This window comes from Micromonospora phaseoli, assembly GCF_900109115.1.
In the GTDB taxonomy this organism is placed as follows: domain Bacteria; phylum Actinomycetota; class Actinomycetes; order Mycobacteriales; family Micromonosporaceae; genus Micromonospora; species Micromonospora phaseoli.
The window spans coordinates 34,950-56,489 of the sequence record NZ_FNYV01000003.1 but is presented as its reverse complement, the minus strand read 5'-3'; the positions used below and the strand labels follow the sequence as shown (position 1 = coordinate 56,489).

Sequence of the window (21,540 nt, the reverse complement as noted above, 5' to 3'; positions counted from 1 at the left end):
GGCTAGTGCCGCCGCCCGGTCGGTGGGTCACCGGCCCCACCCGACCGGGGTGACCCGGCCCGGCGGGGGAGGCGGCCAGGGTGGACCAGGTGGCAGGCTGGAGCCGCCGTGCACCGGTGTCGTCAGGTCCGCCGGGCGGGCGCGTCATGGTTGACGCTCCAGGGCCGCTGAAAGTAAGTTTCATCCGTGGCGAAGAGTTCGAAGATTTCCGCAGGTCGCGAACCGGGTGGGCTGATCGTCCACATCAGCGGCCTGCTCCCGTCGCTGTCGCCGGCCGAGCAGCGGGTCGCCCGGCTGGTGGTCGCCGACCCCGCGGAGGCGGCCCGGCGGACCATCACCGACCTCGCCACCGCCGCCGAGACGTCCGAGGCGACCGTCATCCGGTTCTGCCGCTCCGTCGGCATGGACGGATATCCGCAGCTGCGGATCCGGCTCGCCGCCGAGGCGGCCCGGCGGGTAGAGCCCCTTGACGCGCGGGTGGTCGGCGGAGACATCCCGCCCGGCGCCGACCTCGCCCAGATCATCGCGACCATCGCCTTCAACGACGCCCGGGCGGTGGAGGAGACCGCTGAGCAGCTCGATCCGGTGGTCTGCGGGCACGTGGTGGACGCGATCGTCGGTGCCGGTCGGATCGACATCTACGGCGCCGGAGCGAGCGGCTTCGTCGCCTCGGACTTCCAGCAGAAGCTGCACCGGATCGGCCGCACCGCCTTCTACTTCCCGGACGTGCACACCGCGTTGACCTCGGCGGCGCTGCTGGGCCGTGGTGACGTCGCCGTCGGCATCTCGCACACCGGCACCACCTCGGACGTGGTCGAGGTGCTGGAGCAGGCCCGCACCCGCGGAGCCACCACCGTGGTGCTGACCAACTTCCCGCGTTCGCCGGTCACCGAGGTCGCCGACCACGTGCTCACCACCGCGGCCCGCGAGACCACCTACCGTTCCGGGGCGACGGCCAGCCGACTCGCCCAACTCACCGTGGTCGACTGCCTGTTCGTCGGCGTGGCCGCGCGCAACCGTCCCCGGGCCCGCAAGGCGCTGGAGGCGACCGCCGAGGCGGTCCGGTCCCATCGGCTCGGCTCCGGCCGGAGGCGGGCATGACCGCCGGTGCGGTGGAGCCCCACGAGGCACCCGTTCCGACCGGCCGCAGGCCGGTGGTCAGGGTCGGCGCACCGACCGAGCGGCGCAACCCGCTCAGTGTCGACCTGGACCTGATGTCCACCCGGGACGTGCTCTCCGTGATCAACGAGGCGGACCGGCGGGTGCCGATTGCGGCGGCCGCCGTCGTCGACGAGATCGCCGAGGCCGTCGATCTGGCGGTAACGGCGTTGCGCGGCGGGCACCGGGTGCACTACTTCGGCGCCGGCACCTCGGGCCGGTTGGGCGTGCTCGACGCCGCCGAGTTGGCGCCGACCTTCAACTCGCCGCGGCACTGGTTCTGTGCCCACCTCGCGGGCGGCCCGGACGCGATGTGGCGGGCCGTGGAGGACGCCGAGGACGACGACGGCGGTGGCGCCGCCGAGGCCGGTGACTGTGTCGAGCCGGGGGACGTGGTGGTGGGACTCACCGCGAGCGGGCGCACCCCGTACGTCCTCGGGGCGCTCGCCGCGTCCCGGGCAAACGGTGCCTCGACAGTGCTGCTCTGCGCGAATCCGGAGACGCCGGCCGCCCCCGCCGTCGACGTCTTCATCGGGGTGGACACCGGACCCGAGGTGGTTGCCGGCTCGACCAGGATGAAGGCGGGCACCGCCCAGAAACTCGTGCTGAACGGCTTCTCGACGGCGGTCATGGTGCGCCTGGGGCGGGTCTACTCGAACCTGATGATCGACATGGTGGCCACCAACGCGAAGCTCCGGGGACGAATGATCTCGATCCTGGTCGAGTCGACCGGTTGCGCCGAGGAAGTCGCTCGGCAGGCACTCGACGAGGCCGGCGGTGACCTGAAGACCGCCCTGGTCAGCCTGGTTTCCGGGGTGGCGGCGACCACCGCCAGGGCCGCCCTGGCCCGGTCCGCCGACCAGGTTCGCGGAGCTCTCGCCCTGCTCGCGTCCTGAATCCGACGCTCGTGTACCGGTTACCCGGGGTGGGCATAGGACCGGGGCACGGATTGTTCATCAGGGCGTGGGGTATTACCACCGGCGTGGATGAACCAACCCGTCCGCGTACGCGTATCAGGCAGTGACCAGGATCGCAGCACGGTGGTGACCCGGGTCGCTGTGCCTGCCGGCCGGCAGTGTTGCCATGGACCGGGACGGACGGCGATCCGTCGATCCGTCGACCTCACGGGGAGTCTGCCGGCGACCGGCAGACAGGGTGCTGACAGCAAACGTGGACCGTGCTCTCAGCTGATTATCAGGCATTCGTGACACTTTCGACCCACGACATGGAATCCCCGATACGTCTCATCTGTTGTGTAGATGTCAGCACCTGTGGGCACAGCGGATGTTACGGGGGAGGGCTGATGGGCGTGGGGATGGCAAGGAACCGGGCAACCGGCGCGAGCGAGGGGACCGTGGGCACCGTGGACAAGAACATCGGGATGCGTACCGACGAGGTTGCCGAGGAGCGCGACCTGGTCGGAGTCTACCTGCACGAGATCTCCCGGACGCCACTGCTGGACGCCGCCAAGGAGGTCGACCTCTCCAAGGCCATCGAGGCCGGGCTCTACGCCGAGCACCTGCTCGGGGAGGACCGCGTACCCGATGGGGCCACCCGGGACGATCTGGCGCTGTTGGTCGCCGAAGGTGAGCGGGCCAAGGACCTGTTCATCCGGGCCAACCTGCGACTGGTCGTGTCGATCGCCCGACGTTACGTGCGTTCGGGGATGCCAATGCTGGACCTGATCCAGGAGGGCAACACCGGCCTGGTCCGGGCGGTGGAGAAGTTCGACTACGAACGTGGATACAAGTTCTCGACCTACGCGACCTGGTGGATCCGCCAGGCGATCAGCCGGGCGATCGCCCAGCAGGAGCGCACCGTGCGGCTGCCGGTGCACCTGGTGGAGGACGTCAACCGGATGCGCAACGTGGCCCGTCAGCTGACCCGCGAACTGGGCGGCGACCCGGAGCCGGAGCAGATCGCGGCGGCCCTGGGCGTGACCGTCGAGCGGGTCAACGAGTTGGTCCGCTGGTCGCAGGACACCGTCTCGCTGGACACCCCGATCGGCGACGACGGCGACACCAACCTCGGCGACCTGGTCGCCGACAGCGACGCCCCGTCGCCGGAGGAGATCGTCCTGACCGGGCTGGAGCGGCAGCGCATCGAGGGGCTGCTCAACCACCTCGACGACCGTTCGGCCGGCATCATGCGGGCCCGCTACGGGCTGGAGGACGGCCGGGAGCACTCGCTGACCGAGGTGGCCTCGCGGTTCTCGCTGTCCCGGGAGCGAATCCGGCAGTTGGAGATCCAGGCGCTCGGCCGGCTCCGTGAGCTGGCCCGCGCGGAGGGCCTACAGGCCGCCTGAGCTGGTAAGAACGACGGCGAACGGCCGGCGTCCGATAGGGGGACGCCGGCCGTTCGCCGGCTACGACAGCCAGTTGACGCCGACCCCGACGCGCCGGGATCGGTTCAGCGGACCCTGCCGTAGCCGTAGGGAGCCATCAGGTCCACGTCGCGCTTCTCCACGTTGCGGCCGAAGGTCGGTGCGTGGATGACCTGCCCGCTGCCCACGTAGATCGCCACATGGCCGAGGCTGCGATAGAAGACGAGGTCCCCGGGGCGCAGCTCAGCGCGGCTGATGTGCGCCACCACACCCCACTGCATCCGGGTGTTGTGCGGCAGGGACCTGCCCGCCGCCCGCCACGCGGCCGAGGTCAGCCCGGAGCAGTCGTAGCTGCCCGGCCCATCCTTGCCCCAGCCGTACGGCTTGCCGAGCGCGCCGTACGCGTATCGCACGGCGACGCCTGCCTGACCGGAGACGGCAGGCGCGTCGTCTGCGCTGCTGGCCCGGTTGGTCGGGCGTTCGGTGGCTCGGCCGTACGCCTCCCGACGCAGCTCGTAGAGCCCGGCCAGGTCGCGTTCGATCCGCTGCTTCGCCGCGGCCAGTTCCCGGGACTGCGCCGCCTGCCGGCTGAGCGTGACGTCCAGTCGGGTCTTCTCGTCGAGCAGCCGCTGCTGGTCGGCGGTGAAGCTGGCGATGGTGGCCTGCCGTTGCCGGCTCAGATGGTCCAGCGTGCCGAGCCGGTCGAGCACGGCGGACGAGTCGCCGCCGTGCAGCAGCGCGTCCACGGCGCCGAGATTGCCGGTCTTGTACGCGGTGACCGCCATTTCGCCGACGTCCGCTCGGCTCTGCTCGGTCTGCTGCTCCAGCGGGCCGATCCGGGCCTCCAGCCGCTCGACGGCGGTCCGGTTCTCCTTGATCTTTTCCCGCAGTTCGTTGTGGGACTCCACCACGCGTTCCAGTTCGGTGGAGGACTTCTCGATCCGCCGGGTCAGTTCGGCGGGTGAAGGTTCGGCCCGGGCCACCGTCGCCGGCACGACCAGTGCCAGCGAGAAGGCGGCGACCGTCAGGGCGCGCAGCGTGTGCGTCAGGGACGACAAGAGCTCGGACGCTCCTCTCCCGGGGCCGGCGCGGGCTGCTGATGCTCCGCGACGGCGTCGGCCCGGTGCCGTCCGGTCGGACGGCGGCCGGCCGAGCCGACCTGCCCAACCTAGTACGGGACGGGAGTCATCCGCAGAGAAAGTCGGGACCGATGGTGGCGGTGGGGCGACGCCGATCCGGGCAAGTCGGCCTTGATGGCTTATCTAGCCAGATGCCGGACTAGTCGCTCTCGGCGCATGACGTCGGATGCCGGACCGCTATAACCGATAAGACGGACTTGGCGTGCTCTTTCCGGCGGGAATGATCCCGGCGGGCACCTCTGACCACTGGAAACGGCCGGGCCGAACTGGCGCGCCCGGCCCACAATGAATCGCGCAGCCGGGATTTCCGCCAACCGGCGTCGATGGCAGAGATCGGCGGGGACCCAACCCGGCAGCACCAGCCGTGGAAGGAGGGCCGTGAACCCTGAAGGCGCGAGGACACACCCGCCGCGGCCACCACGGGGCGCCGGCCGGGAGCCTACGCTGCTCTACGCCCGACCCGGGATCATCGTCACCGTCGACCGGTTCACGGTCGGTCGCACCAGCTGGCGGGTCGCCGAGATGACCCACCTGCACAGCACCCGAGGACCGCACGACCGGGTGGCGACCCGGGCCGTCCTGGTCTCCACGGCGGTGATCGGCGGGGTCGGCCTGCTACTCGGCTTCACCGGTGGGCTGCAACGGCTCACCGCCGGGGCGTACCTCCTCCTGGGTGCCGTGTTCCTGGTGCCGGTGCTGCTCGCAATGGCCGGCGACCGGTGGCGTCCGCCGGCGTACGAGCTGTGGGGCCGCGTTGCGGGGGCGGACGAGCTGCTGTTCAGCAGCGACGACGAGCGCCAGTTCGGCCAGGTGAGCCGGGCGTTGCGCCGGGCGCGGGAGATGAACAGCTACGGCGCCTGGGAGGACCCGCTGACCGTCACGCAACCGTGGCGACCTCGGCGCTAGCCGGCGACCGGTTCCGGTGCCGGCTCCTGATTCCGCTGCTCGGCAACGACCAGGGCGCTCACCCGGCGCTCGGCCCAGAAGGAGACGAACGGCACGGTGCCGGCGAGCATCACCAGGACCATCCGCTTGAGCGGCCAGTTGGCCCGCCGGGACAGGTCGAACGCGGCGACCAGGTAGAGCATGTAGAGGAAGCCGTGCGCCTGGCCCACGGTCTCCACCACGATCGGGTTGTCGAAGCCGTACTTCAGTGGCATACCGATCACGACCAACAGGATCAGCACCACGCCGACGACCCAGGCGATCACGCGGTATCGGGTGAGGGCAGCGCGCACTTTCTCGTCCGTCCTTCCGGGCCCGGCCTCAGCCGGGATAGTCGCCGGGCTTCGCGCCCGGATTGGCGTTCAACCATGACAGGTAGCGGTTGTAGGCGGCCAGGTCGGCGTCGCCGTCGTCACCGGTGGTGACCCGGGCGACCCGTACCGGCCGACGGATCCCTGGTCGCGGCCGGCCCGCACCGGCGGTGTCGGCCAGGCCGGCCGTGGTGCCGCTGGTGGCGGCGTCGCCGGCCGGCCCGCTGGTGTGCTGCTCGGCGGCGCGATCCGCACCGTTCGGTGCCGGCGTCGTCCCGGCCGTGTCGGACGTCGAGCCGGCCGCGTCGGTGGTCGACCCGTCGCCCAGCGCGTGACGGACCTCCCGCCACCAGACGAAGACCACGAACCCCGCGAAGATCGGCCATTCGACGGCGTAGCCCCAGCTGATGGCGTTGCCCGCCGCGGCCCGGCTGACCTGCCACCAGCCCAGTCCGAGGAAGGTGATCACCAGAACGACCATGGCCACGTGGCGGGCGATCCACGCCGGGGTCCAGAGCCGCTTCATGGCAACGAGGGTACCGGGGGCCGTTGGCGTTCTCCGACACGGCGTCGTAGTGGCGGCGATGGTTTGGCCGCACCCGGCGTGGGCAACCGTACAGATGCCAACCCACACTGACGAGGGGGCGGAGATGACGGCATCGGGACGACAGGACGGGTTTCCCGTCGGCGGTACGGAGGTGAGCCCCGAGCAGCGGATCCCCGAGTGGGGGGACGACCGGGTCGCGGCCCCGGCGGCCGACGCCGACCTGCCCGGCATCGACCCGGCCGAGCTGGCCGAGGAGGACCTCATCCGCGAGGTGCAGAGCCTGCACCGCACCCGGCTGGACACGCTCCGGCACGCGACCGACTCGGCGCTCGCCAATCACCTGCGGCGTACCGCCGAACTGGAGACCGAGTACCTGGCCCGGTACCCCGGCCGCGAGGTCGACCCGAATCGGCTGCGGGACCACTGATGGCGTACGCGGAGCGGGGTGTGTCCGCCCCTCCCGAAGTCGCCTTCAACACGGCGACCGACCCCGACCGGATCTCCGCCTGGCTGCCCGAGCCGCTGCTGTCGGCCGATCCCGCCCGCGACGGGGACCCCCAGCAGATGCGGGCCCGCTGGGATGCCCGGCACAGCGACTGGACCGCCGAACTCCGGGTGGAGTCAACCGATGCCGGCGGCTGCCGGCTCCGGCTCGAACTCGGCGGCGGTGGCGACGACGCCGACCAGTTGGCCGACGAGGCGCTGACCAACCTCGCCCGTGAGGTGGCCGACAACCTGCAGGCCGGCTGAGGCGCCCGCACCGGGCGGGGCGATCGAAACGTGATTCGAAGGAGACCGGGTGAGCGAACTGAAGCAGAAGGTGACGCGCCTACGCCAGGCGTACGCCCCGCACGAACACCGCCCGCTCGGCGGGTACCTGGCGGCGATGGGCACCTATGTCGGGGTGACCGGAGCGATCGCGGGCCTGGTCAAGGCGACCGGACGTAGCGTGCCGGAGCGGCCGAGCACGTCCGACGTGGTGCTCGTCGCCATCGCCACCCACAAACTCAGCCGGCTGCTGTCCAAGGACGCGGTGACCAGTCCGCTGCGGGCCCCGTTCACCCGGTACGACCGACCGATCGGCAGTGGCGAGGTGATGGAGCAGGTGCGCGACTCGGGCAGCTCCACCCGGCACGCCATCGGTGAGCTGCTCAGTTGCCCGTTCTGTCTGGCGGTCTGGGTGGCCACCGGACTGACCGGCGGCCTGGTGTTGGCACCCCGACTGACCCGCCTGGTCGCCACGGCGCTGACCGCGGTCGCCGCCTCCGACTTCCTCCAGATGGGGTACGCGGTGGCCCAGCAGGCCGCGGAGGGCAAGAAGGAGGGGTGAGGGACCCGATGATGGCCGGCCAGTGGTTCACCGGCCGGCCATCGTCGTTCTGGTGCGCGGTTTCAGCGCTGCATGCCGGACCAACCGTGCGGAGACTCCGGCTCCCGTTCGTCCTCGTCGGCCCCGGTGATGATGTCCCGGTCGACGGCGGTCCTGTCGTGCTCGTTGGCGAAGTCGGGCTCGGGCAGGGTGTCCGTGCCCTCCGGGGGTTGGCCGAGCGCGGGCATCCGGTCGTGGTGGTCTTCCTCGGGCTGGGACATCGCGCTCCTCTTTCTCCTCGTCACCGGCGGGGGCGGGGCTGTCTCGTCGTCGCCGACGTCTACTGGTGGGCGGCTCAGCCCACCGAGCCACCCAGCAGGTCGGTCACCTCGTCGACCGCGTACTCGCCCTGCGGCAACGCGTTCAGCCGGGCGAGCAGCTGCGCCGGCAGTTCGGCGGCCACCGCACGGCGGTAGATGTCCACCTGACTGATCCGCTCCTGACCGTGGTAAAGGTCGTCGAGCAGCTCGTCGAGCGGCCGGGTGTCCACGTTGTCGATCTCCACCTCGTCCGGTACGGCGGCGGCCGTGCCGGGCAGTTCGGTGGTGAGCGGATCGAGCGCGGCGGTGTCGACCACCGGCACGTCGGCCAGGATGGCCTCGGGCAGTCGTGCCTCGGTCGTGGGCGCCGTGGGTGCCCCGTTCACGGGTACGTCGTTGGTCACGCTTGTCGCCTACCCGCGACCGAACCAGCAAAACCCCACCTGCACCGGCCGCTGCCCTAGTTGATCAAGAGGTTCTCGCCCTGGAAAGCGCCTGCCCGTGGCAACAACCTCTTGATCGACGCGGGTGGGGGGTAGGTGGGGGTTAGGCGGGGGTGGGGAGGGGGTGGGGGTTGGGGTGGGGGTGGGGGTGGGGGGACCGGCGGGCGCGGACGGCGGTGGCGAGTACGGCGAGCACCTCGTCGGTGCTCTCCCAGCCGATGCAGGCGTCGGTGACCGACTGGCCGTAGGTCAGCTCACGGGTGGGGTCGAGGTCCTGCCGGCCGGGTACGAGGAAGCTCTCCAGCATGATCCCGACGATGCCCCGCTGGCCGGCGGCGATCTGCCCGGCCACGTCGGCGGCGACCTTGGGCTGGTTGCGGTGGTCCTTGCCGCTGTTGGCGTGGCTCGCGTCCACCACCAGTCGTTCCGGCAGCCCGGCGGCGCGTAGCAGCTCCAAGGCGCCGGCCACGGAGGCCGCATCGTAGTTCGGCAGGCCGCCGCCGCCACGCAGCACCAGGTGTCCGTCCGCGTTACCTCGGGTGTGCATGATCGCCGGGGTGCCGGAGACATCGATGCCGGGGAAGACGTGCGGTACGCCGGCCGCGCGGATCGCGTCGACCGCCGTGCCGATGCTGCCGTCCGGGCGGTTCTTCATGCCGATCGGCATGGACAGGCCGGAGGCGAGCTGGCGGTGCACCTGGCTCTCCACGGTGCGCGCCCCGATCGCCCCCCAGGCGACGGTGTCCGCGATGTACTGCGGGGTGATCGGGTCGAGGAACTCGCAACCCACCGGCAGGCCGAGGCGCAGCACGTCGAGCAGCAGGGCCCGGGCCCGGCGCAGGCCGGTGTTGACGTCGCCGGAGCCGTCCAGCCCCGGGTCGTTGATCAGCCCCTTCCAGCCCACCGTGGAGCGCGGCTTCTCGAAGTAGACCCGCATCACCACCAGCAGGTCCTCGGCGACCCGATCGGCCGCCGCGCGGAGCTGGTGTGCGTAGTCCAGGGCCGCGGCGGGATCGTGGACCGAGCACGGTCCCACCACCACCAGCAGTCGGTCGTCGCTGCGGTCGAGCACCTGGGCGACCGCACGGCGGCCGGCCAGCACGGCGGAGGTGAGCTCGTCGTCCAGTGGCAGCTCGTGGAGCAGCAGGGCCGGGGTGGTCAGCGGTACGACACGGTCGATCCGCTGGTCGATGACCCGGTGGTTCTCCGGGGTCGTCACGGTGGGCATCCTCTCGCCGACCGCACCCGGGGCCGGTGCCCAGGTCGAGCCGGCTGCTCGTACGCGAAAGGGCAGGAACGAAAGCTCCTGCCCGGCCGGCTCGAAAACGGTGACGTCAGATCATGATGAGGTCACCGGCTTGCGAGCCGGCTGCCTAAACCATCGATACGAGTGCGTCACGGCGGTAAGCGTACCCGACCGTGCGCAGACGCTCACCCCTTCGTCGACCAAGCCTCGCCTCGTGTTCACCTGCATCGATCAAACCGTCGGTAACTTCAGTGCCACCGAACGCTGCTTCCTCGGAGGTCCTGATGGATCGTCGTACCGTCCTGCGTGCCACCGTGGCCGGTGGTGCCGCCGCCTTCTCCGGCAGCCTCTGGGCCGGCGCCGCCACGGCCGCCCCTGCTCAACCCGGCTCCAGCCCGTACGGCGCGCTGCGTACCGCCGACGCCAACGGCATCCAACTGCCCGCCAACTTCACCAGCCGGATGATCGCCCGGTCCCGTCAGGCGGTGCCGGGCACGTCGTACGGCTGGCACGACGCGCCCGACGGCGGTGCCTGTTTCGTCGCCGGCACCGGCTGGATCTACGTCTCGAATTCCGAGATCACTCCGGGCGGTGGTGCCTCGGCGATCCGGTTCAACGCCGACGGCGGCATCGCCTCGGCGTACCGGATCCTCTCCGGCACCAACCAGAACTGCGCCGGCGGCGCCACGCCGTGGGGCACCTGGCTCTCCTGCGAGGAAGTCAGCCGGGGGTACGTGTACGAGACATATCCGCAGGGCGGCACCGCGGCGGTGCAGCGGGCGGCGATGGGACGGTTCAAGCACGAGGCCGCCGCCTGCGACCCGGACCGCCGGGTGATCTACCTGACCGAGGACGAGAGCAACGGCTGCCTCTACCGGTTCCGGCCGACCAACTGGGGCAACCTCTCCACCGGCACCCTGGAGGTGCTGGTCGCGGGCACCGCGACCAGCGGGCCCGTCACCTGGGCACGGGTGCCCGACCCGTCGGCGGCGAGCACGCTGACCCGCAACCAGGTCTCCGGGGCCAAGCGCTTCAACGGCGGCGAAGGCTGCTGGTACGCCGACGGCACCTGCTGGTTCACCACCAAGGGCGACAACCGGGTGTGGGCGTACGACGCGGTCAACCAGCGCATCGACCTGTCCTACGACGACTCGCTGGTCTCCGGCAGCGCACCGCTGACCGGTGTGGACAACATCACCGGCACCCGCTCGGGCGACCTCTACGTCGCCGAGGACGGCGGCAACATGGAGATCAACATCATCACACCGGCCGGGGTGGTCGCGCCGTTCCTGCGGATCACCGGTCAGTCCTCCTCGGAGATCTGCGGGCCGGCCTTCTCGCCGGACGGCACCCGGCTCTACTTCTCGTCCCAGCGGGGGACCTCCGGATCCTCCTCCGGCGGCATCACCTACGAGGTACGCGGGCCGTTCCGCTGACCCGACGGATCGGAGCCGCTGGCAGAGCCCGGGGTGGCGTCGAGACGGTGCCCATCCCCATCTGCGTGACGGAGACGTTGGTGGGGTATGAGGAGCGGCATGAGTGACGAGCTAAGCGACCAGGAACGGGTGGAGTCCCGCGCCCACCTGCTGCCCGAGGAGGCGGCCGCCGGCAGCGACAACGCGTTGGCGCAGGCGGACGCGATCCTCGCCGAGTCCGACGCCCGGGAGGCCGACCCGAACGCCGCGCCGGACACCGTGCTGGAGCGGCGTACCTCCGATCAGACCGTGACCCCCATCGAACCGCCGGACTGAGCGTCGGTGGCGCGCCGCCCCCGGCGGGACCCTCGGTAGGTGTGCTGCCGCAGCCAGCGCAGCGGTCCCGCTAACCGCAACTCCTCCGGAAGGTTGGCCACCGGGTCGAAGGCGAGCGCGTTGCCCTCTCGGGCATCGAGCTCGTCGCCGAAGCTGACCTGCCCGAACGGCCGCCACGGCCCGGCGGCGGACGCGACCGCGAGCACCAGCCGGGGCGCGTCCGTCGCCACCGTGGTGGACAGGCCAGCCAGGTCGCGGCCCAGGTCGGGTGACTCCGGGTCGGCCAGGGCGGAGAACCAGAGCCGCCGCCGACCGGTCCGGTAGGACATGACCGAGCTGTACGTGCCGGTGAACCGTCGCCGGGGCAGCGGCAGCTGGCGCAGCACCGGCGCGGCGGCGCTGGAGCTGACCAGCAGGTCGAACGGCCGGCCGGTCGGACGGTGTATCCGCACGGCCAGGCCCAGCACATCCGGCCAGCTGCCCGGGCTCGGCACCCCCTTGGAGACGCGGACCACGGCCGGGTATCGCCCTGGCCGGTCGACCAGCCGGACGCCGGTCGGTGGGCCGGGCGTACCCCAGACGAGCACCTCACCGGTGAAGGACCGGCCGGCCGGGTGCAGCAGGCGGCCCCGGCGCAGCCGGGCCAACACCCCTGCCATGGCTTCGACAGCGGCGGCGGGCCACAGCGAGGGGCTCGTCGGCATGACTTCCGTATACCCGGGCCGGATTCGTCGATGCCGCCCGCTCGGCGGGTATCGCATCGGCGTCGGCGCGCAGGTGGGCGTCCCGGGCTCTGCCGGGGCGGGAGATCGGATAGCGTCGGTGCCATGCCCGACAGCGGTTACCCCTGGCCCATCTCGATGACCCGACTGGACAACGGCCTGCGCGTGGTGGTCAGCGAGGACCGCACCGCCCCCGCGGTCGCGGTCAACCTCTGGTACGACGTCGGCTCCCGGCACGAGCCGGCCGGACAGACCGGCTTCGCCCACCTCTTCGAGCACCTGATGTTCGAGGGCTCGGTGCACGTCGCGAAGACCGAGCACATGAAGCTGGTACAGGGCGCGGGCGGCTCGCTCAACGCGACCACCAACCCGGACCGGACGAACTACTTCGAGACGGTCCCGGCCGAGCACCTGGAGCTGGCGCTCTGGCTGGAGGCCGACCGGATGGGCGGGCTGGTGCCGGCGCTCACCCAGGAGACGCTGGACAACCAGCGGGACGTGGTCAAGAACGAGCGGCGACAGCGCTACGAGAACGTGCCGTACGGCGACGCCTGGCTGCGGCTGCTGCCGCTGCTCTACCCGCCGGGCCACCCCTACCACCACGCCACCATCGGCTCCATGGCCGATCTGAACGCCGCCGATCTGGCCACCTTCCAGGCGTTCCACCGGACCTACTACGCGCCGAACAACGCGGTGCTCACTGTGGTCGGCGACGCCACCACCGACGAGGTGGTCGCCCTGGCCAGGAAGTACTTCGGCGCGCTCCCGCCCCGTCCGGAGATCCCGCCGGCGCCCGACGGCCGGGTGGTACCGGCCACCGGGGTGCCCGCCGAGGAGACCGTGGTCACCGACGTGCCGGCTCCCCGGGTCTTCGTCGCGCACCGCACCCACCCGTTCGGCAGTCCGGGCTACGACGTGGTGACCGTGCTGGCCACCGTGCTCGGCAGCGGCCGGGGCAGCCGGCTCTACCAGCGGCTCGCCGACGGCGAGCGGATCGCCCAGCCGGACCTGGTCGGGGCGTACGGGGTGGACCTGGCGCACGCGCCGGCGCCGCTGATCGCCACCGCCACCGCGCGTCCCGGGGTGACCGGTGAGCGGCTGGCCGCCGGGCTCACCGAGGTGATCGACGAACTGGCCACCGTGCCGGTCACCGCCGCCGAGCTGGATCGCGCGAAGGCGTTGCTGGCCACCGCCTGGTGGCGGCAGATGTCCACCGTGGACGGTCGTGCGGACGCGCTGGGCCGGTACGCCACGCAGTTCGGTGACCCGGCCACCGTGGCGCAGCGGCTGCCGGCCTGGCTCGCGGTGACCGCCGAGCAGATCGCCGAGGTGGCGGCCGAGGTGCTCGCCGCCGACAACCGGGTGACCCTGACCTACCGCCCCGAGGAGAAGTCGTGACCCTGATCGCCGACCGTCCGGGACCGGGCGAAGCCCGCCCGTACCGCTTCCCGCAGGTGGTTCGCCGCTCCGTCGCCGGCGGTCAGGTCGTCGCCGCGCACCTGCCCGGGCAGAATCTCGCGGTCGCGCTGCTGTTGTTGGACGCCGGGGCCGGCCGGGAACCCGTGGGCAAGGACGGGCTGGGCGGGGTGCTGGCCAAGGCGCTGGAGGAGGGCACCACGCAGCGCGACGCCACCTCGTACGCACTGGCCATCGAGGCGCTCGGCACCGAGCTGGTGACCGGGCTGGACTGGGACACCTTCCAGGCCAGCGTGCAGGTGCCGGTGGACCGGCTGGGCGCAGCCGTCGAGCTGCTCGCCGAGGCGGTGCGTACGCCGAGGCTGGATCCGGACGACGTCCGGCGGGTCCGCGACGACGAGGCGACCGCGCTGCGGATGGACTGGGCCAACCCCGGCCCGCGTGCCGACGCGGCGTTGCGCGCCGACCTGTTCGGGGCCGGCAACCGCTGGGGCCGCCCGATGTACGGCGACCCCGACTCGGTGGCCGGCCTGGACGTCGAGGACGTCACCGTCTTCCACTCGGAGTGGTTCATCCGCCCCGGTACCCTCGTGGTCGCCGGTGACCTGGACCGGCTCGACCTGGACGCGCTGGCCGCGGCGGCGTTCGCCGGCACCGGCGGCCCTGCGGTGGACCGGGGCGCGACGATCGAGGTGCCCGTGCGCGCCGAGCGCCGGATCATCCTGGTCGACCGGCCCGGCTCGGTGCAGTCCACGCTGCGGCTCGGCCATCCCGCACCGCACCGGGCCCACCCGGACCATGTGCCGATGGCACTCGCCGGCACGGTGCTCGGCGGGGCCTTCACCTCCCGGCTGAACCACCTCATCCGCGAGGTGCGCGGCTACACGTACGGCATCCGAGGTGACTTCGCCTCGTCCCGCCGGTTCGGCCGCTTCGCGGTCAGCTCCGGCGTGCAGACCGCCGTCACGGCACCGGCCCTGGTGGAGGCGGTCGGGGAGATCGCGCGTACCCAGGCCGGCGGGGTGACCGAGGACGAGCTGGCGGTGGCCCGGTCCTGGCGGGCCGGACAGCTCTCGGTCGAGCTGCAGAGCCCTCGGGCGATCGCCGGCGCGCTGAGCACGCTGGTGGTGCACGACCTGCCGGACGACTACCACGCCCGGCTGCGCGAGGCGCTGCTCGCCGCCGACGTGGCCCAGGTCTCCGCGGCCGCCGCCACCCACCTGCACCCTCAGTCGCTGACCCTGGTGGTGGAGGGCGATGCCGCGCTGATCAGGGACGAGCTGGTCGCCACCGGCCTCGGTGAGCTCACGGATGATCCGGCGGGGTGAGTCAGGTCGGCGCACCGGGGCGGGCCGGCGCCGGTGCGCCACTCGACCTCGGCCAGCAGGAGCCGACCGCGGCGAGGCAGACCAGCACCGACAGCACGGCGAGCACCGCCCCGGTGCCGAGCACCGGATTGACCGCCGGGACGAACGTGTCGAAGAAGAGGCTGGCGTCGTCGTAGCGCACCGCGAGCGCGACGGCGGAGCCGGCGGCGGCGAGCCCGGCCAGCCCGCTGATCACGATCGGCGCTCGTCGCCGCGCGGGTGGTGACAGCAGCGTCCATCCCGCCACGGTGTACAGGACGGCGACGGCGGCGACATGCCAGAACCAGCCCGGGAACCGGTCGAGCGGCTGCTCCAGGGCGCCGTAGTTGGCCCACGGCAGCGCACCGATCGCCAGCAGGTTGCCGGCGGCGCCGGCTGCGACACCGCAGCCGGTGAGGGCGATCCGAACGATCGGTGCCATGTCGCGTCCCCTCGGCCCGGGTCGGCGGGGTGCGGCCGACGGCCGTGCCGCGCCGACGTTCCGTGACCCGGAAGCGTACTGAACCCGTCGATGCCCGGCTGCCCCTGCCGGGCGGGCAGCGATGGTGTGACGTCGGTCGCGGTCACGGTGCAACCGGCTGAGATGTTCCGGTCGGAGAAGGTGACCCGGTGTCGTTCTTCCCGGGATCCGGCCGCTGCGGAGAGGACTGTCCCGGAGCGCGGCGGCCCGGACCGGCGACGCCGACCACGGGCGGTGGGAAAGCCCTCCCGGTGCACGCGTCGGGCTGGGTAGCCTCGCGGCATGAGGATCGGCATTGTGGGAGCCACCGGCCAGGTCGGTGGCGTGATGCGGCAGGTGTTGGCGGAGCGGGAGTTCCCGGCGGAGCAGGTGCGGATGTTCGCCTCTGCGCGGTCGGCCGGCCGAACCCTCCCGTGGCGCGGCGAGGAGATCACCGTCGAGGACGCGGCCACCGCCGACTACTCGGGGCTGGACATCGTGCTCTTCTCCGCCGGCAAGGGCTCCGCGAAGGAGTTGGCCCCGCGGGTGGCCGCCGCCGGTGCGGTCGTCATCGACAACTCGTCGGCTTTCCGGATGGACCCGCAGGTGCCGCTGGTCGTCGCCGAGGTGAACCCACACGCCGCCGCGGTCCGGCCCAGGGGCATCATCGCCAACCCCAACTGCACCACGATGGCCGCGATGCCGGTGCTGCGTCCGTTGCACGCCGAAGCGGAACTGGTCAGCCTGGTCGTCTCGACCTACCAGGCGGTCTCCGGCGCCGGGCTGGCCGGGGTCGCCGAGTTGGACGAGCAGGTTCGCAAGGTCGCCGAGACCGCCGCCGGGCTCGCGTTCGACGGTGCCGCGGTGGACTTCCCCGCCCCCCGCTCGTTTGCCCGGCCGATCGCGTTCAACGTGCTCCCGCTGGCCGGCTCGATCGTCGACGACGGTTCGGCGGAGACCGACGAGGAGCAGAAGCTCCGCAACGAAAGCCGCAAGATCCTGGAGATCCCCGGCCTGAAGGTCTCCGGCACCTGCGTGCGGGTGCCGGTCTTCACCGGGCATTCGCTGCAGATCAATGCTCGGTTCGCCCGGCCGATCAGCCCGCAGCGGGCACACGAACTGCTGGCCGGCGCACCCGGTGTGGCGCTCTCCGACGTGCCGACCCCGCTTCAGGCGGCCGGTCAGGACCCGACGTACGTCGGACGGATCCGCGCCGACGAGACCGTCGAGCACGGCCTGGCGCTCTTCTGCTCCAACGACAACCTGCGTAAGGGGGCCGCGCTCAACGCCGTGCAACTCGCCGAGTTGGTCGCCGCCGAGGGCTGAGGCGTTACTGGTCGGGGTGGTCGGGTAGACCCGTTGTTGCCCTACAACGAGAGGGAGGCGCCATGACAACGGTCGGAGAGTTCATGACGACCCGGTTGGTGACCATGGACGGCAACGCCACGCTCGTCGAGGCGGCCCAGGAGATGCGCGACTCGGCGATCGGCGACGTGGTGGTGATGGACGGCGACAACGTGGCCGGTATCATCACGGATCGGGACATCACGGTCCGAGGTGTCGCGGAGAACATGCCCCCGGACACCACCCGGCTGAACCAGGTCACCACCAGAGACGTGGTGACGGTCAGTCAGTACGACGACGCCGTGGCCGCCGCCGACCTGATGCGGACGTACGCCGTACGACGGCTGCCCGTGATCGAGGACGGCCGGCTGATCGGCCTGGTGTCGATGGGTGACCTGGCCGTCGAGCGGGAGCCGCAGTCGGTGCTCGCCGACATCAGCGCCGACGACCCCAACAACTAGACCCTCTCCACACTGACCGCGGTGCCTGCGCACCGCCGCCGAGCCGGCTCCCCGCACCTGCGGGGGCCGGCTCGGTGTCGCTGGGCGTCGTCCGCGACTCACCCCATCCGGGCGAGGTTGACGGCTCGTCGGACGGGGACCCGACCGGGACACGAGCGACCGGGAGGAGGGCGGAGATGCCGGACGCGACCACACGGTTCTTCGAGGAACTCGACCGCCAGGGGTACGAGCCCCTGCTGGCGAAGATCTCCGGAGCCTTGCGCTTCGATCTGCACGAGGGGCCACAGACCACGCACTGGCTGGTGCGGATCGACCGGGGGGAGATCAGGGTCAGCCAGGAGGACATGGAGGCGGACACCGTGGTCGGCACCAGTCCGGAGCTGTTCGATGACCTGGTCACCGGCCGGGAGAACGGTCTGTCGGCGCTGCTGCGGGGGGACATGACGGTGACCGGCGACGCCCGCCTGGTGGTGCAGGTGGAACGGATCTTTCCCGGCCCGCCGCACGCCCAGGGACCGCACCGCTACCGGAAGGGGGTGCGGTAATGGCTCCGAGTCACACCGTGCGGATCCTCGACGGCAACACCTTCGTCGTCTGTGAGGCCACCGGGGACATCGAGGCGACACCCACCGAGCCCACCGGGCTGTTCTCCCTCGATACCCGCTTCCTGTCGAAGTGGGTGCTCACGGTCAACGGCGAGCGACTCAACGCCCTGTCCTACGACGATCTCCAGTACTTCGAATCGCGCTTCTTCCTGGTGCCCGGGCTGGCCACGCACTACGTCGACGCGAAACTGTCGATCATCCGGGAGCGGGCGGTCGGTGGGAGCTTCCGGGAGAGCATCACCATCCTCAACCACGACGAGAAGGCGGTCGACCTGGAGATCAGGATGGACGCCGCCTGCGACTTCGCCGACCTGTTCGAGGTCAAGGACGAGATCCTGAACAAGAAGGGCGAGATCTACTCCGAGGTCGAGCCGGACAGACTGCGCCTCGGCTATCGGCGCGGCAACTTCAAGCGGGAGACGGTCATCTCCTCCTCCGTGCCGCCCCGCTACGACCGCAACGGCTTCGGGTACACCGTGCACCTGGAACCGAACGAGCAGTGGGACACCGCCATCGATGTGCAGACCTTGGCGGTCGGGCCGGGCGGGCGGGACCTGCGGATGGGGTTGCGGGTGCACGGCACCGAGCGGCTCGCGTTGCAGCACGACCTGGAGGACTGGATCGCGAAGGCACCCAAGGTGAACAGCGAGCACGGGCAGGTCGCCGCCACGTACCGCAAGTGCATCGTCGATCTGGCCGCGCTGCGCTTCTCGCCGCTGTCGCTGGGTGGCCAGACCCTCCCGGCCGCCGGGTTGCCCTGGTTCATGACGATGTTCGGCCGGGACAGCATCCTGACCTGCCTGCAGACGTTGCCGTTCACGCCCGAGCTGAGCGCGACCACGCTGCGTATTCTGGCCGCCCTGCAGGGCACCCGGTTCGACGACTTCCGGGAGGAGGATCCGGGCCGGATCCTGCACGAGATGCGCTACGGCGAGAGCGCCGCGTTCGAGGAGCAGCCGCACTCGCCCTACTACGGTGCGGTGGACTCCACGCCGCTGTTCGTGGTGCTGCTCGACGAGTACGAGCAGTGGAGCGGCGACGGCGCGCTGGTCAAGGAGTTGGAGCAGGAGTGCCGCCGGGCGTTCACGTGGATCGACGACTACGCCGATCTGATCGGTAGCGGGTACATCTGGTACGAGCGGCGCAACACCGACACCGGCCTGGAGAACCAGTGCTGGAAGGACTCCTGGGACTCCATCTCCTACCGCGACGGCACGCTGCCGCCGTTCCCGCGGGCCACCTGCGAGGTGCAGGGGTACGCGTACGACGCGAAGGTCCGCGGGGCGCGGCTGGCCCGCGAGTTCTGGGGCGACCCGGCGTTCGCCGACCAGTTGGAACGGGAGGCGGCGGCCCTCAAGGAACGGTTCAACCGGGACTGGTGGGTGGCCGACGGCGGCTACTACGCGCTCGCGCTGGACCCGGAGGGGCGGCAGTGCGACGTGCTCAGCTCCAACATCGGCCACCTCATGTGGAGCGGGATCGTCGACGACGACCGGGCCGAGCAGATCGCCCACCATCTGGTCGGGCCGCGGCTCTTCACCGGCTGGGGAGTGCGGACACTGGCCGAGGGGGAGGTCCGCTACAACCCGATCGGCTACCACAACGGCGCCGTCTGGCCCTTCGACACCTCCTTCTGCGCCTGGGGTCTGCGCCGGTACGGCTTCGCCGACGAGGCGGCCGTCATCGCCAACGGGATCCTGGACGCGGCCCGGTACTTCGACGGACGGCTGCCGGAGGCGTTCGGCGGTTACCCGCGTGAGCAGACGAAGTTCCCGGTGGAGTACCCGACGGCATGCAGCCCGCAGGCGTGGTCCACCGGTGCACCGCTGCTGCTGCTGCGTACCATGCTGGGTCTGGAGCCGCACGACGGGCACCTGGCCGTGGAACCGCGACTGCCGGTGGGCATGGGGCGGATCGAGGTGTTGGACATCCCGGGTCGCTGGGGCCGGGTGGACGCCTTCGCCCGGGGTCGTCTCGATCTGCACCAGCTCGGCGACTGACGGATCCGGCCGGGCCGCGGTGAACAGCGGCTCGGCCAGGCGGTGCACCATCCCTACCGATGCGTAACCTACTCAGGGTAAAGTTCACGAATGCCGGAACTCGTGTACCCACCCGTTATCGCCGCCGCCAAGACGATGTTCCGGGTCCTCGACCTGAAGCTGACCGTGGAGGGGGCGCACCACGTGCCCCGTGCCGGCGGAGCGGTCCTGGCCAGCAACCACGTCAGCTACCTGGACTTCATCTTCTGCGGGCTGGGCGCGCTGGAATCCCGGCGACTCGTCCGGTTCATGGCCAAGGACGCGGTATTCCGGCACCGCGTGTCGGGGCCGCTGATGCGCGGTATGCGGCACATCCCGGTGGACCGGCGGGCGGGCGCCGACTCGTACGCGGCCGCAGTGCGCGCGCTGCGGGCCGGTGAGGCGGTCGGCGTCTTTCCGGAGGCGACGGTCAGCCGGTCCTTGACCGTCAAGGAACTCAAGAGCGGAGCCACCCGGATGGCCTTCGAGGCGCAGGTGCCGGTGCTGCCGGTCGCGCTCTGGGGCACCCAGCGGTTGTGGATGAAGGGCCGCCCGCGCACGCTCACCCGCCGGCACACCCCGATCACCATCCTGGTCGGCGAGCCGATGGACCCGGCCGGGTACCCGGACGCCAACGCGATGAACGGCGAGCTGCGCACGCGGCTGCACGCACTGGTCGACCGCGCCCAGCGGGAGTACCCGGACCAGCCGTCGGGGCCGGACGACCGGTGGTGGCTGCCGGCGCATCTCGGCGGCAGCGCACCAACCCCCGAGCAGGCCCTCGCGCTGGAAGCCGCCGACCGCCGCACGCCGACCTCCTGACCGCGTCCGCGCTCCGGCACGGCCGTCTGCCCTGCGGGAGGAGCTGGCCTGTCGAGCTGACGGCGTAGCCGGATCGGCGGCCTACTGCTGCCCGGACACCGCGCCGTACGGCAGCGGGTCGGAGTGCCGCGGCCGGTAGTAGTCGTCCCGGGAGTGGAACTCGATGGGCAGCGAGCCGGGTAGCAGCACCCGCGCCGCGCCGGCCAGCGGCGCGACCCGGGCCAGCCGGGCCAACGCGTCCCGCTCCGGCGGCGACAGATCGACCAGCTCGGGCCGGACCAGGCGGAACGTGGCCACCGCGTGACGGACCTGCCGGGCGAGGTCGTCGATCTGGGCGGCCGGACCGATCAGGGCGAGGGCCGGCTGCTGGATGGTACGCAGCGCGTCACAGACCACCAGCAGCCGGGCCGGGCGGCTCTCGGTGGCTGCCCGCACCTCCAGGCGGGACGGCCACTGCCAACGGATCTGCCCGCTGACCAGGCCCGGCATCCGGGAACCTCGGCGGTTCCCGGCGCCGACGAGGGCGAGCTGGCTACCCGGGCCGACGTACGTCACCCGGTGGTCGGTGACGGTGACCGTGACCGGTGCGGGCAGCGCCCACGCCCGCCTGGTCTCGCTCGGACTCAGCAGGTGACCCGCGACGTCCACCCGGTAGCGGCCGAGCACCCGCTCGCCGCCCTCCGGCACCAGCTCGTGCCGGCGGTCCAGCACCGGGCCGGCGTCGTCGTCGACCGCGTCGAAGCGATGCGGGGAGATGAAGAACGGGGACGCATCATCGTGCATCGTCAGACCTCCGGTGCAGACGGCATCTGCGGACGAGCCTCGCTCAGCCCGCCCCTTGCTGTCATGACGCC

General features: G+C 71.6%; 25 protein-coding genes. 16 read left to right on the top strand and 9 right to left on the bottom strand.

The features are described from left to right. Positions 1–186 precede the first annotated feature (186 nt). From BMY89_RS08570 to BMY89_RS08560, 3 genes are all read left to right on the top strand, one after another. Positions 187–1,101: a MurR/RpiR family transcriptional regulator gene (locus BMY89_RS08570; RefSeq protein WP_092377729.1), complete on the top strand. Its 915-nt coding sequence runs from the start codon at positions 187–189 to the stop codon at positions 1,099–1,101. Continuing rightward, the gene (locus BMY89_RS08565; RefSeq protein ID WP_092377726.1) at positions 1,098–2,054 is read left to right on the top strand and encodes an N-acetylmuramic acid 6-phosphate etherase; all 957 of its coding nucleotides are present in this window, start codon (positions 1,098–1,100) and stop codon (positions 2,052–2,054) included. Before BMY89_RS08570 ends, BMY89_RS08565 begins: the two co-directional genes overlap by 4 nt. Positions 2,055–2,473: 419 nt before the next feature. Continuing rightward, positions 2,474–3,463 carry a sigma-70 family RNA polymerase sigma factor gene (locus BMY89_RS08560; RefSeq protein WP_175510327.1) on the top strand — a complete coding sequence of 330 codons (990 nt, stop codon included), beginning with the start codon at positions 2,474–2,476 and terminating at the stop codon, positions 3,461–3,463. 104 nt (positions 3,464–3,567) lie between these two features. On the opposite strand, the gene BMY89_RS08555 is transcribed toward BMY89_RS08560, so the two are convergent. Next, positions 3,568–4,539 (bottom strand): C40 family peptidase, encoded by a 972-nt coding sequence (locus BMY89_RS08555; protein ID WP_092377720.1) that lies wholly within the window; start codon positions 4,537–4,539, stop codon positions 3,568–3,570. A gap of 459 nt (positions 4,540–4,998) precedes the next feature. Between BMY89_RS08555 and BMY89_RS08550 the strand changes: the two genes are divergently transcribed. Beyond that, positions 4,999–5,526, top strand: a complete 528-nt coding sequence (locus BMY89_RS08550) for a DUF6232 family protein (protein ID WP_092377717.1) — start codon at positions 4,999–5,001, stop codon at positions 5,524–5,526. Here the strand turns inward: BMY89_RS08550 and BMY89_RS08545 are convergent. Further along, positions 5,523–5,858: a DUF3817 domain-containing protein gene (locus tag BMY89_RS08545; RefSeq protein WP_092377714.1), complete on the bottom strand. Its 336-nt coding sequence runs from the start codon at positions 5,856–5,858 to the stop codon at positions 5,523–5,525. The genes BMY89_RS08550 and BMY89_RS08545 overlap by 4 nt on opposite strands. 28 nt (positions 5,859–5,886) lie before the next feature. Then, complete coding sequence (locus BMY89_RS08540; protein ID WP_092377712.1) at positions 5,887–6,402, bottom strand: hypothetical protein; 516 nt, start codon at positions 6,400–6,402, stop codon at positions 5,887–5,889. Between the two features lie 124 nt (positions 6,403–6,526). Here BMY89_RS08540 and BMY89_RS08535 point away from each other — a divergent pair, with 124 nt between their 5' ends. The 3 genes from BMY89_RS08535 to BMY89_RS08525 are packed head-to-tail and all read left to right on the top strand — an operon-like array spanning position 6,527 to position 7,753. Beyond that, complete coding sequence (locus tag BMY89_RS08535) at positions 6,527–6,850, top strand: DUF6158 family protein (protein ID WP_092377709.1); 324 nt, start codon at positions 6,527–6,529, stop codon at positions 6,848–6,850. Further along, positions 6,850–7,173, top strand: a complete 324-nt coding sequence (locus tag BMY89_RS08530) for an SRPBCC family protein (protein ID WP_092377706.1) — start codon at positions 6,850–6,852, stop codon at positions 7,171–7,173. The genes BMY89_RS08535 and BMY89_RS08530 overlap by 1 nt, the downstream gene beginning before the upstream one ends. Before the next feature lie 49 nt (positions 7,174–7,222). Next, positions 7,223–7,753, top strand: coding sequence for a DUF1360 domain-containing protein (locus tag BMY89_RS08525; protein WP_092377702.1), 531 nt, complete (start codon positions 7,223–7,225; stop codon positions 7,751–7,753). A 62-nt stretch (positions 7,754–7,815) separates the two neighbouring features. Here the strand turns inward: BMY89_RS08525 and BMY89_RS08520 are convergent, their stop codons facing one another. From BMY89_RS08520 to BMY89_RS08510, 3 genes are all read right to left on the bottom strand, one after another. Beyond that, positions 7,816–8,013 carry a hypothetical protein gene (locus tag BMY89_RS08520; protein ID WP_092377699.1) on the bottom strand — a complete coding sequence of 66 codons (198 nt, stop codon included), beginning with the start codon at positions 8,011–8,013 and terminating at the stop codon, positions 7,816–7,818. Positions 8,014–8,087: 74 nt separating this feature from the next. Further along, positions 8,088–8,330: a hypothetical protein gene (locus BMY89_RS08515; protein ID WP_175510344.1), complete on the bottom strand. Its 243-nt coding sequence runs from the start codon at positions 8,328–8,330 to the stop codon at positions 8,088–8,090. A 268-nt stretch (positions 8,331–8,598) separates the two neighbouring features. Next, on the bottom strand, positions 8,599–9,723 hold the full coding sequence (locus BMY89_RS08510) for a 3-deoxy-7-phosphoheptulonate synthase (protein WP_092377696.1): 1,125 nt from the start codon (positions 9,721–9,723) through the stop codon (positions 8,599–8,601). 302 nt (positions 9,724–10,025) lie between these two features. Here BMY89_RS08510 and BMY89_RS08505 point away from each other — a divergent pair, with 302 nt between their 5' ends. Both BMY89_RS08505 and BMY89_RS08500 read left to right on the top strand, forming a co-directional pair. Continuing rightward, on the top strand, positions 10,026–11,177 hold the full coding sequence (locus BMY89_RS08505) for an alkaline phosphatase PhoX (protein WP_092377693.1): 1,152 nt from the start codon (positions 10,026–10,028) through the stop codon (positions 11,175–11,177). A 99-nt stretch (positions 11,178–11,276) separates the two neighbouring features. Then, complete coding sequence (locus BMY89_RS08500; RefSeq protein WP_092377690.1) at positions 11,277–11,492, top strand: hypothetical protein; 216 nt, start codon at positions 11,277–11,279, stop codon at positions 11,490–11,492. Here the strand turns inward: BMY89_RS08500 and BMY89_RS08495 are convergent. Beyond that, entirely contained in the window at positions 11,459–12,196 is a 738-nt protein-coding gene (locus tag BMY89_RS08495) for a phosphodiesterase (RefSeq protein WP_232521139.1), read from the bottom strand. The two genes, BMY89_RS08500 and BMY89_RS08495, sit on opposite strands and share 34 nt — an antisense overlap. A gap of 123 nt (positions 12,197–12,319) precedes the next feature. Here BMY89_RS08495 and BMY89_RS08490 point away from each other — a divergent pair, with 123 nt between their 5' ends. Then, positions 12,320–13,612: a M16 family metallopeptidase gene (locus tag BMY89_RS08490; protein ID WP_092377687.1), complete on the top strand. Its 1,293-nt coding sequence runs from the start codon at positions 12,320–12,322 to the stop codon at positions 13,610–13,612. Further along, positions 13,609–14,958, top strand: coding sequence for a M16 family metallopeptidase (locus BMY89_RS08485; protein WP_092377684.1), 1,350 nt, complete (start codon positions 13,609–13,611; stop codon positions 14,956–14,958). Before BMY89_RS08490 ends, BMY89_RS08485 begins: the two co-directional genes overlap by 4 nt. 1 nt (position 14,959) lies before the next feature. Here BMY89_RS08485 and BMY89_RS08480 read toward each other — a convergent pair whose 3' ends face one another. Then, on the bottom strand, positions 14,960–15,418 hold the full coding sequence (locus BMY89_RS08480; RefSeq protein WP_092377682.1) for a hypothetical protein: 459 nt from the start codon (positions 15,416–15,418) through the stop codon (positions 14,960–14,962). Between the two features lie 321 nt (positions 15,419–15,739). On the opposite strand from BMY89_RS08480, the gene BMY89_RS08475 reads away from it, so the two are divergent. The 5 genes from BMY89_RS08475 to BMY89_RS08455 all read left to right on the top strand — a co-directional run bounded on the left by BMY89_RS08475 (position 15,740) and on the right by BMY89_RS08455 (position 20,686). Beyond that, the gene (locus BMY89_RS08475) at positions 15,740–16,762 is read left to right on the top strand and encodes an aspartate-semialdehyde dehydrogenase (RefSeq protein ID WP_092377680.1); all 1,023 of its coding nucleotides are present in this window, start codon (positions 15,740–15,742) and stop codon (positions 16,760–16,762) included. A gap of 62 nt (positions 16,763–16,824) precedes the next feature. Then, the gene (locus BMY89_RS08470; RefSeq protein ID WP_092377678.1) at positions 16,825–17,241 is read left to right on the top strand and encodes a CBS domain-containing protein; all 417 of its coding nucleotides are present in this window, start codon (positions 16,825–16,827) and stop codon (positions 17,239–17,241) included. 176 nt (positions 17,242–17,417) lie between these two features. Beyond that, positions 17,418–17,786, top strand: a complete 369-nt coding sequence (locus BMY89_RS08465) for an SCP2 sterol-binding domain-containing protein (protein WP_092377676.1) — start codon at positions 17,418–17,420, stop codon at positions 17,784–17,786. After that, a complete protein-coding gene (locus tag BMY89_RS08460; protein WP_092377674.1) occupies positions 17,786–19,846 on the top strand; it encodes an amylo-alpha-1,6-glucosidase in 2,061 nt (686 codons plus the stop codon). The genes BMY89_RS08465 and BMY89_RS08460 overlap by 1 nt, the downstream gene beginning before the upstream one ends. A 90-nt stretch (positions 19,847–19,936) precedes the next feature. Continuing rightward, entirely contained in the window at positions 19,937–20,686 is a 750-nt protein-coding gene (locus tag BMY89_RS08455; protein WP_092377672.1) for a lysophospholipid acyltransferase family protein, read from the top strand. A gap of 81 nt (positions 20,687–20,767) precedes the next feature. Here the strand turns inward: BMY89_RS08455 and BMY89_RS08450 are convergent, their stop codons facing one another. Beyond that, positions 20,768–21,469: a hypothetical protein gene (locus BMY89_RS08450; RefSeq protein WP_092377670.1), complete on the bottom strand. Its 702-nt coding sequence runs from the start codon at positions 21,467–21,469 to the stop codon at positions 20,768–20,770. Positions 21,470–21,540 lie beyond the last annotated feature (71 nt).

Coding starts and splice junctions, on each gene's coding strand:
- BMY89_RS08565 (WP_092377726.1), top strand. CDS start 1,098: ATGACCGCCGGTGCGGTGGAGCCCCACGAGGCACCCGTTCCGACCGGC.
- BMY89_RS08560 (WP_175510327.1), top strand. CDS start 2,474: ATGGCAAGGAACCGGGCAACCGGCGCGAGCGAGGGGACCGTGGGCACC.
- BMY89_RS08540 (WP_092377712.1), bottom strand. CDS start 6,402: ATGAAGCGGCTCTGGACCCCGGCGTGGATCGCCCGCCACGTGGCCATG.
- BMY89_RS08535 (WP_092377709.1), top strand. CDS start 6,527: ATGACGGCATCGGGACGACAGGACGGGTTTCCCGTCGGCGGTACGGAG.
- BMY89_RS08530 (WP_092377706.1), top strand. CDS start 6,850: ATGGCGTACGCGGAGCGGGGTGTGTCCGCCCCTCCCGAAGTCGCCTTC.
- BMY89_RS08520 (WP_092377699.1), bottom strand. CDS start 8,013: ATGTCCCAGCCCGAGGAAGACCACCACGACCGGATGCCCGCGCTCGGC.
- BMY89_RS08510 (WP_092377696.1), bottom strand. CDS start 9,723: ATGCCCACCGTGACGACCCCGGAGAACCACCGGGTCATCGACCAGCGG.
- BMY89_RS08505 (WP_092377693.1), top strand. CDS start 10,026: ATGGATCGTCGTACCGTCCTGCGTGCCACCGTGGCCGGTGGTGCCGCC.
- BMY89_RS08500 (WP_092377690.1), top strand. CDS start 11,277: ATGAGTGACGAGCTAAGCGACCAGGAACGGGTGGAGTCCCGCGCCCAC.
- BMY89_RS08495 (WP_232521139.1), bottom strand. CDS start 12,196: ATGCCGACGAGCCCCTCGCTGTGGCCCGCCGCCGCTGTCGAAGCCATG.
- BMY89_RS08490 (WP_092377687.1), top strand. CDS start 12,320: ATGCCCGACAGCGGTTACCCCTGGCCCATCTCGATGACCCGACTGGAC.
- BMY89_RS08480 (WP_092377682.1), bottom strand. CDS start 15,418: ATGGCACCGATCGTTCGGATCGCCCTCACCGGCTGCGGTGTCGCAGCC.
- BMY89_RS08475 (WP_092377680.1), top strand. CDS start 15,740: ATGAGGATCGGCATTGTGGGAGCCACCGGCCAGGTCGGTGGCGTGATG.
- BMY89_RS08470 (WP_092377678.1), top strand. CDS start 16,825: ATGACAACGGTCGGAGAGTTCATGACGACCCGGTTGGTGACCATGGAC.
- BMY89_RS08465 (WP_092377676.1), top strand. CDS start 17,418: ATGCCGGACGCGACCACACGGTTCTTCGAGGAACTCGACCGCCAGGGG.
- BMY89_RS08460 (WP_092377674.1), top strand. CDS start 17,786: ATGGCTCCGAGTCACACCGTGCGGATCCTCGACGGCAACACCTTCGTC.
- BMY89_RS08455 (WP_092377672.1), top strand. CDS start 19,937: ATGCCGGAACTCGTGTACCCACCCGTTATCGCCGCCGCCAAGACGATG.
- BMY89_RS08450 (WP_092377670.1), bottom strand. CDS start 21,469: ATGCACGATGATGCGTCCCCGTTCTTCATCTCCCCGCATCGCTTCGAC.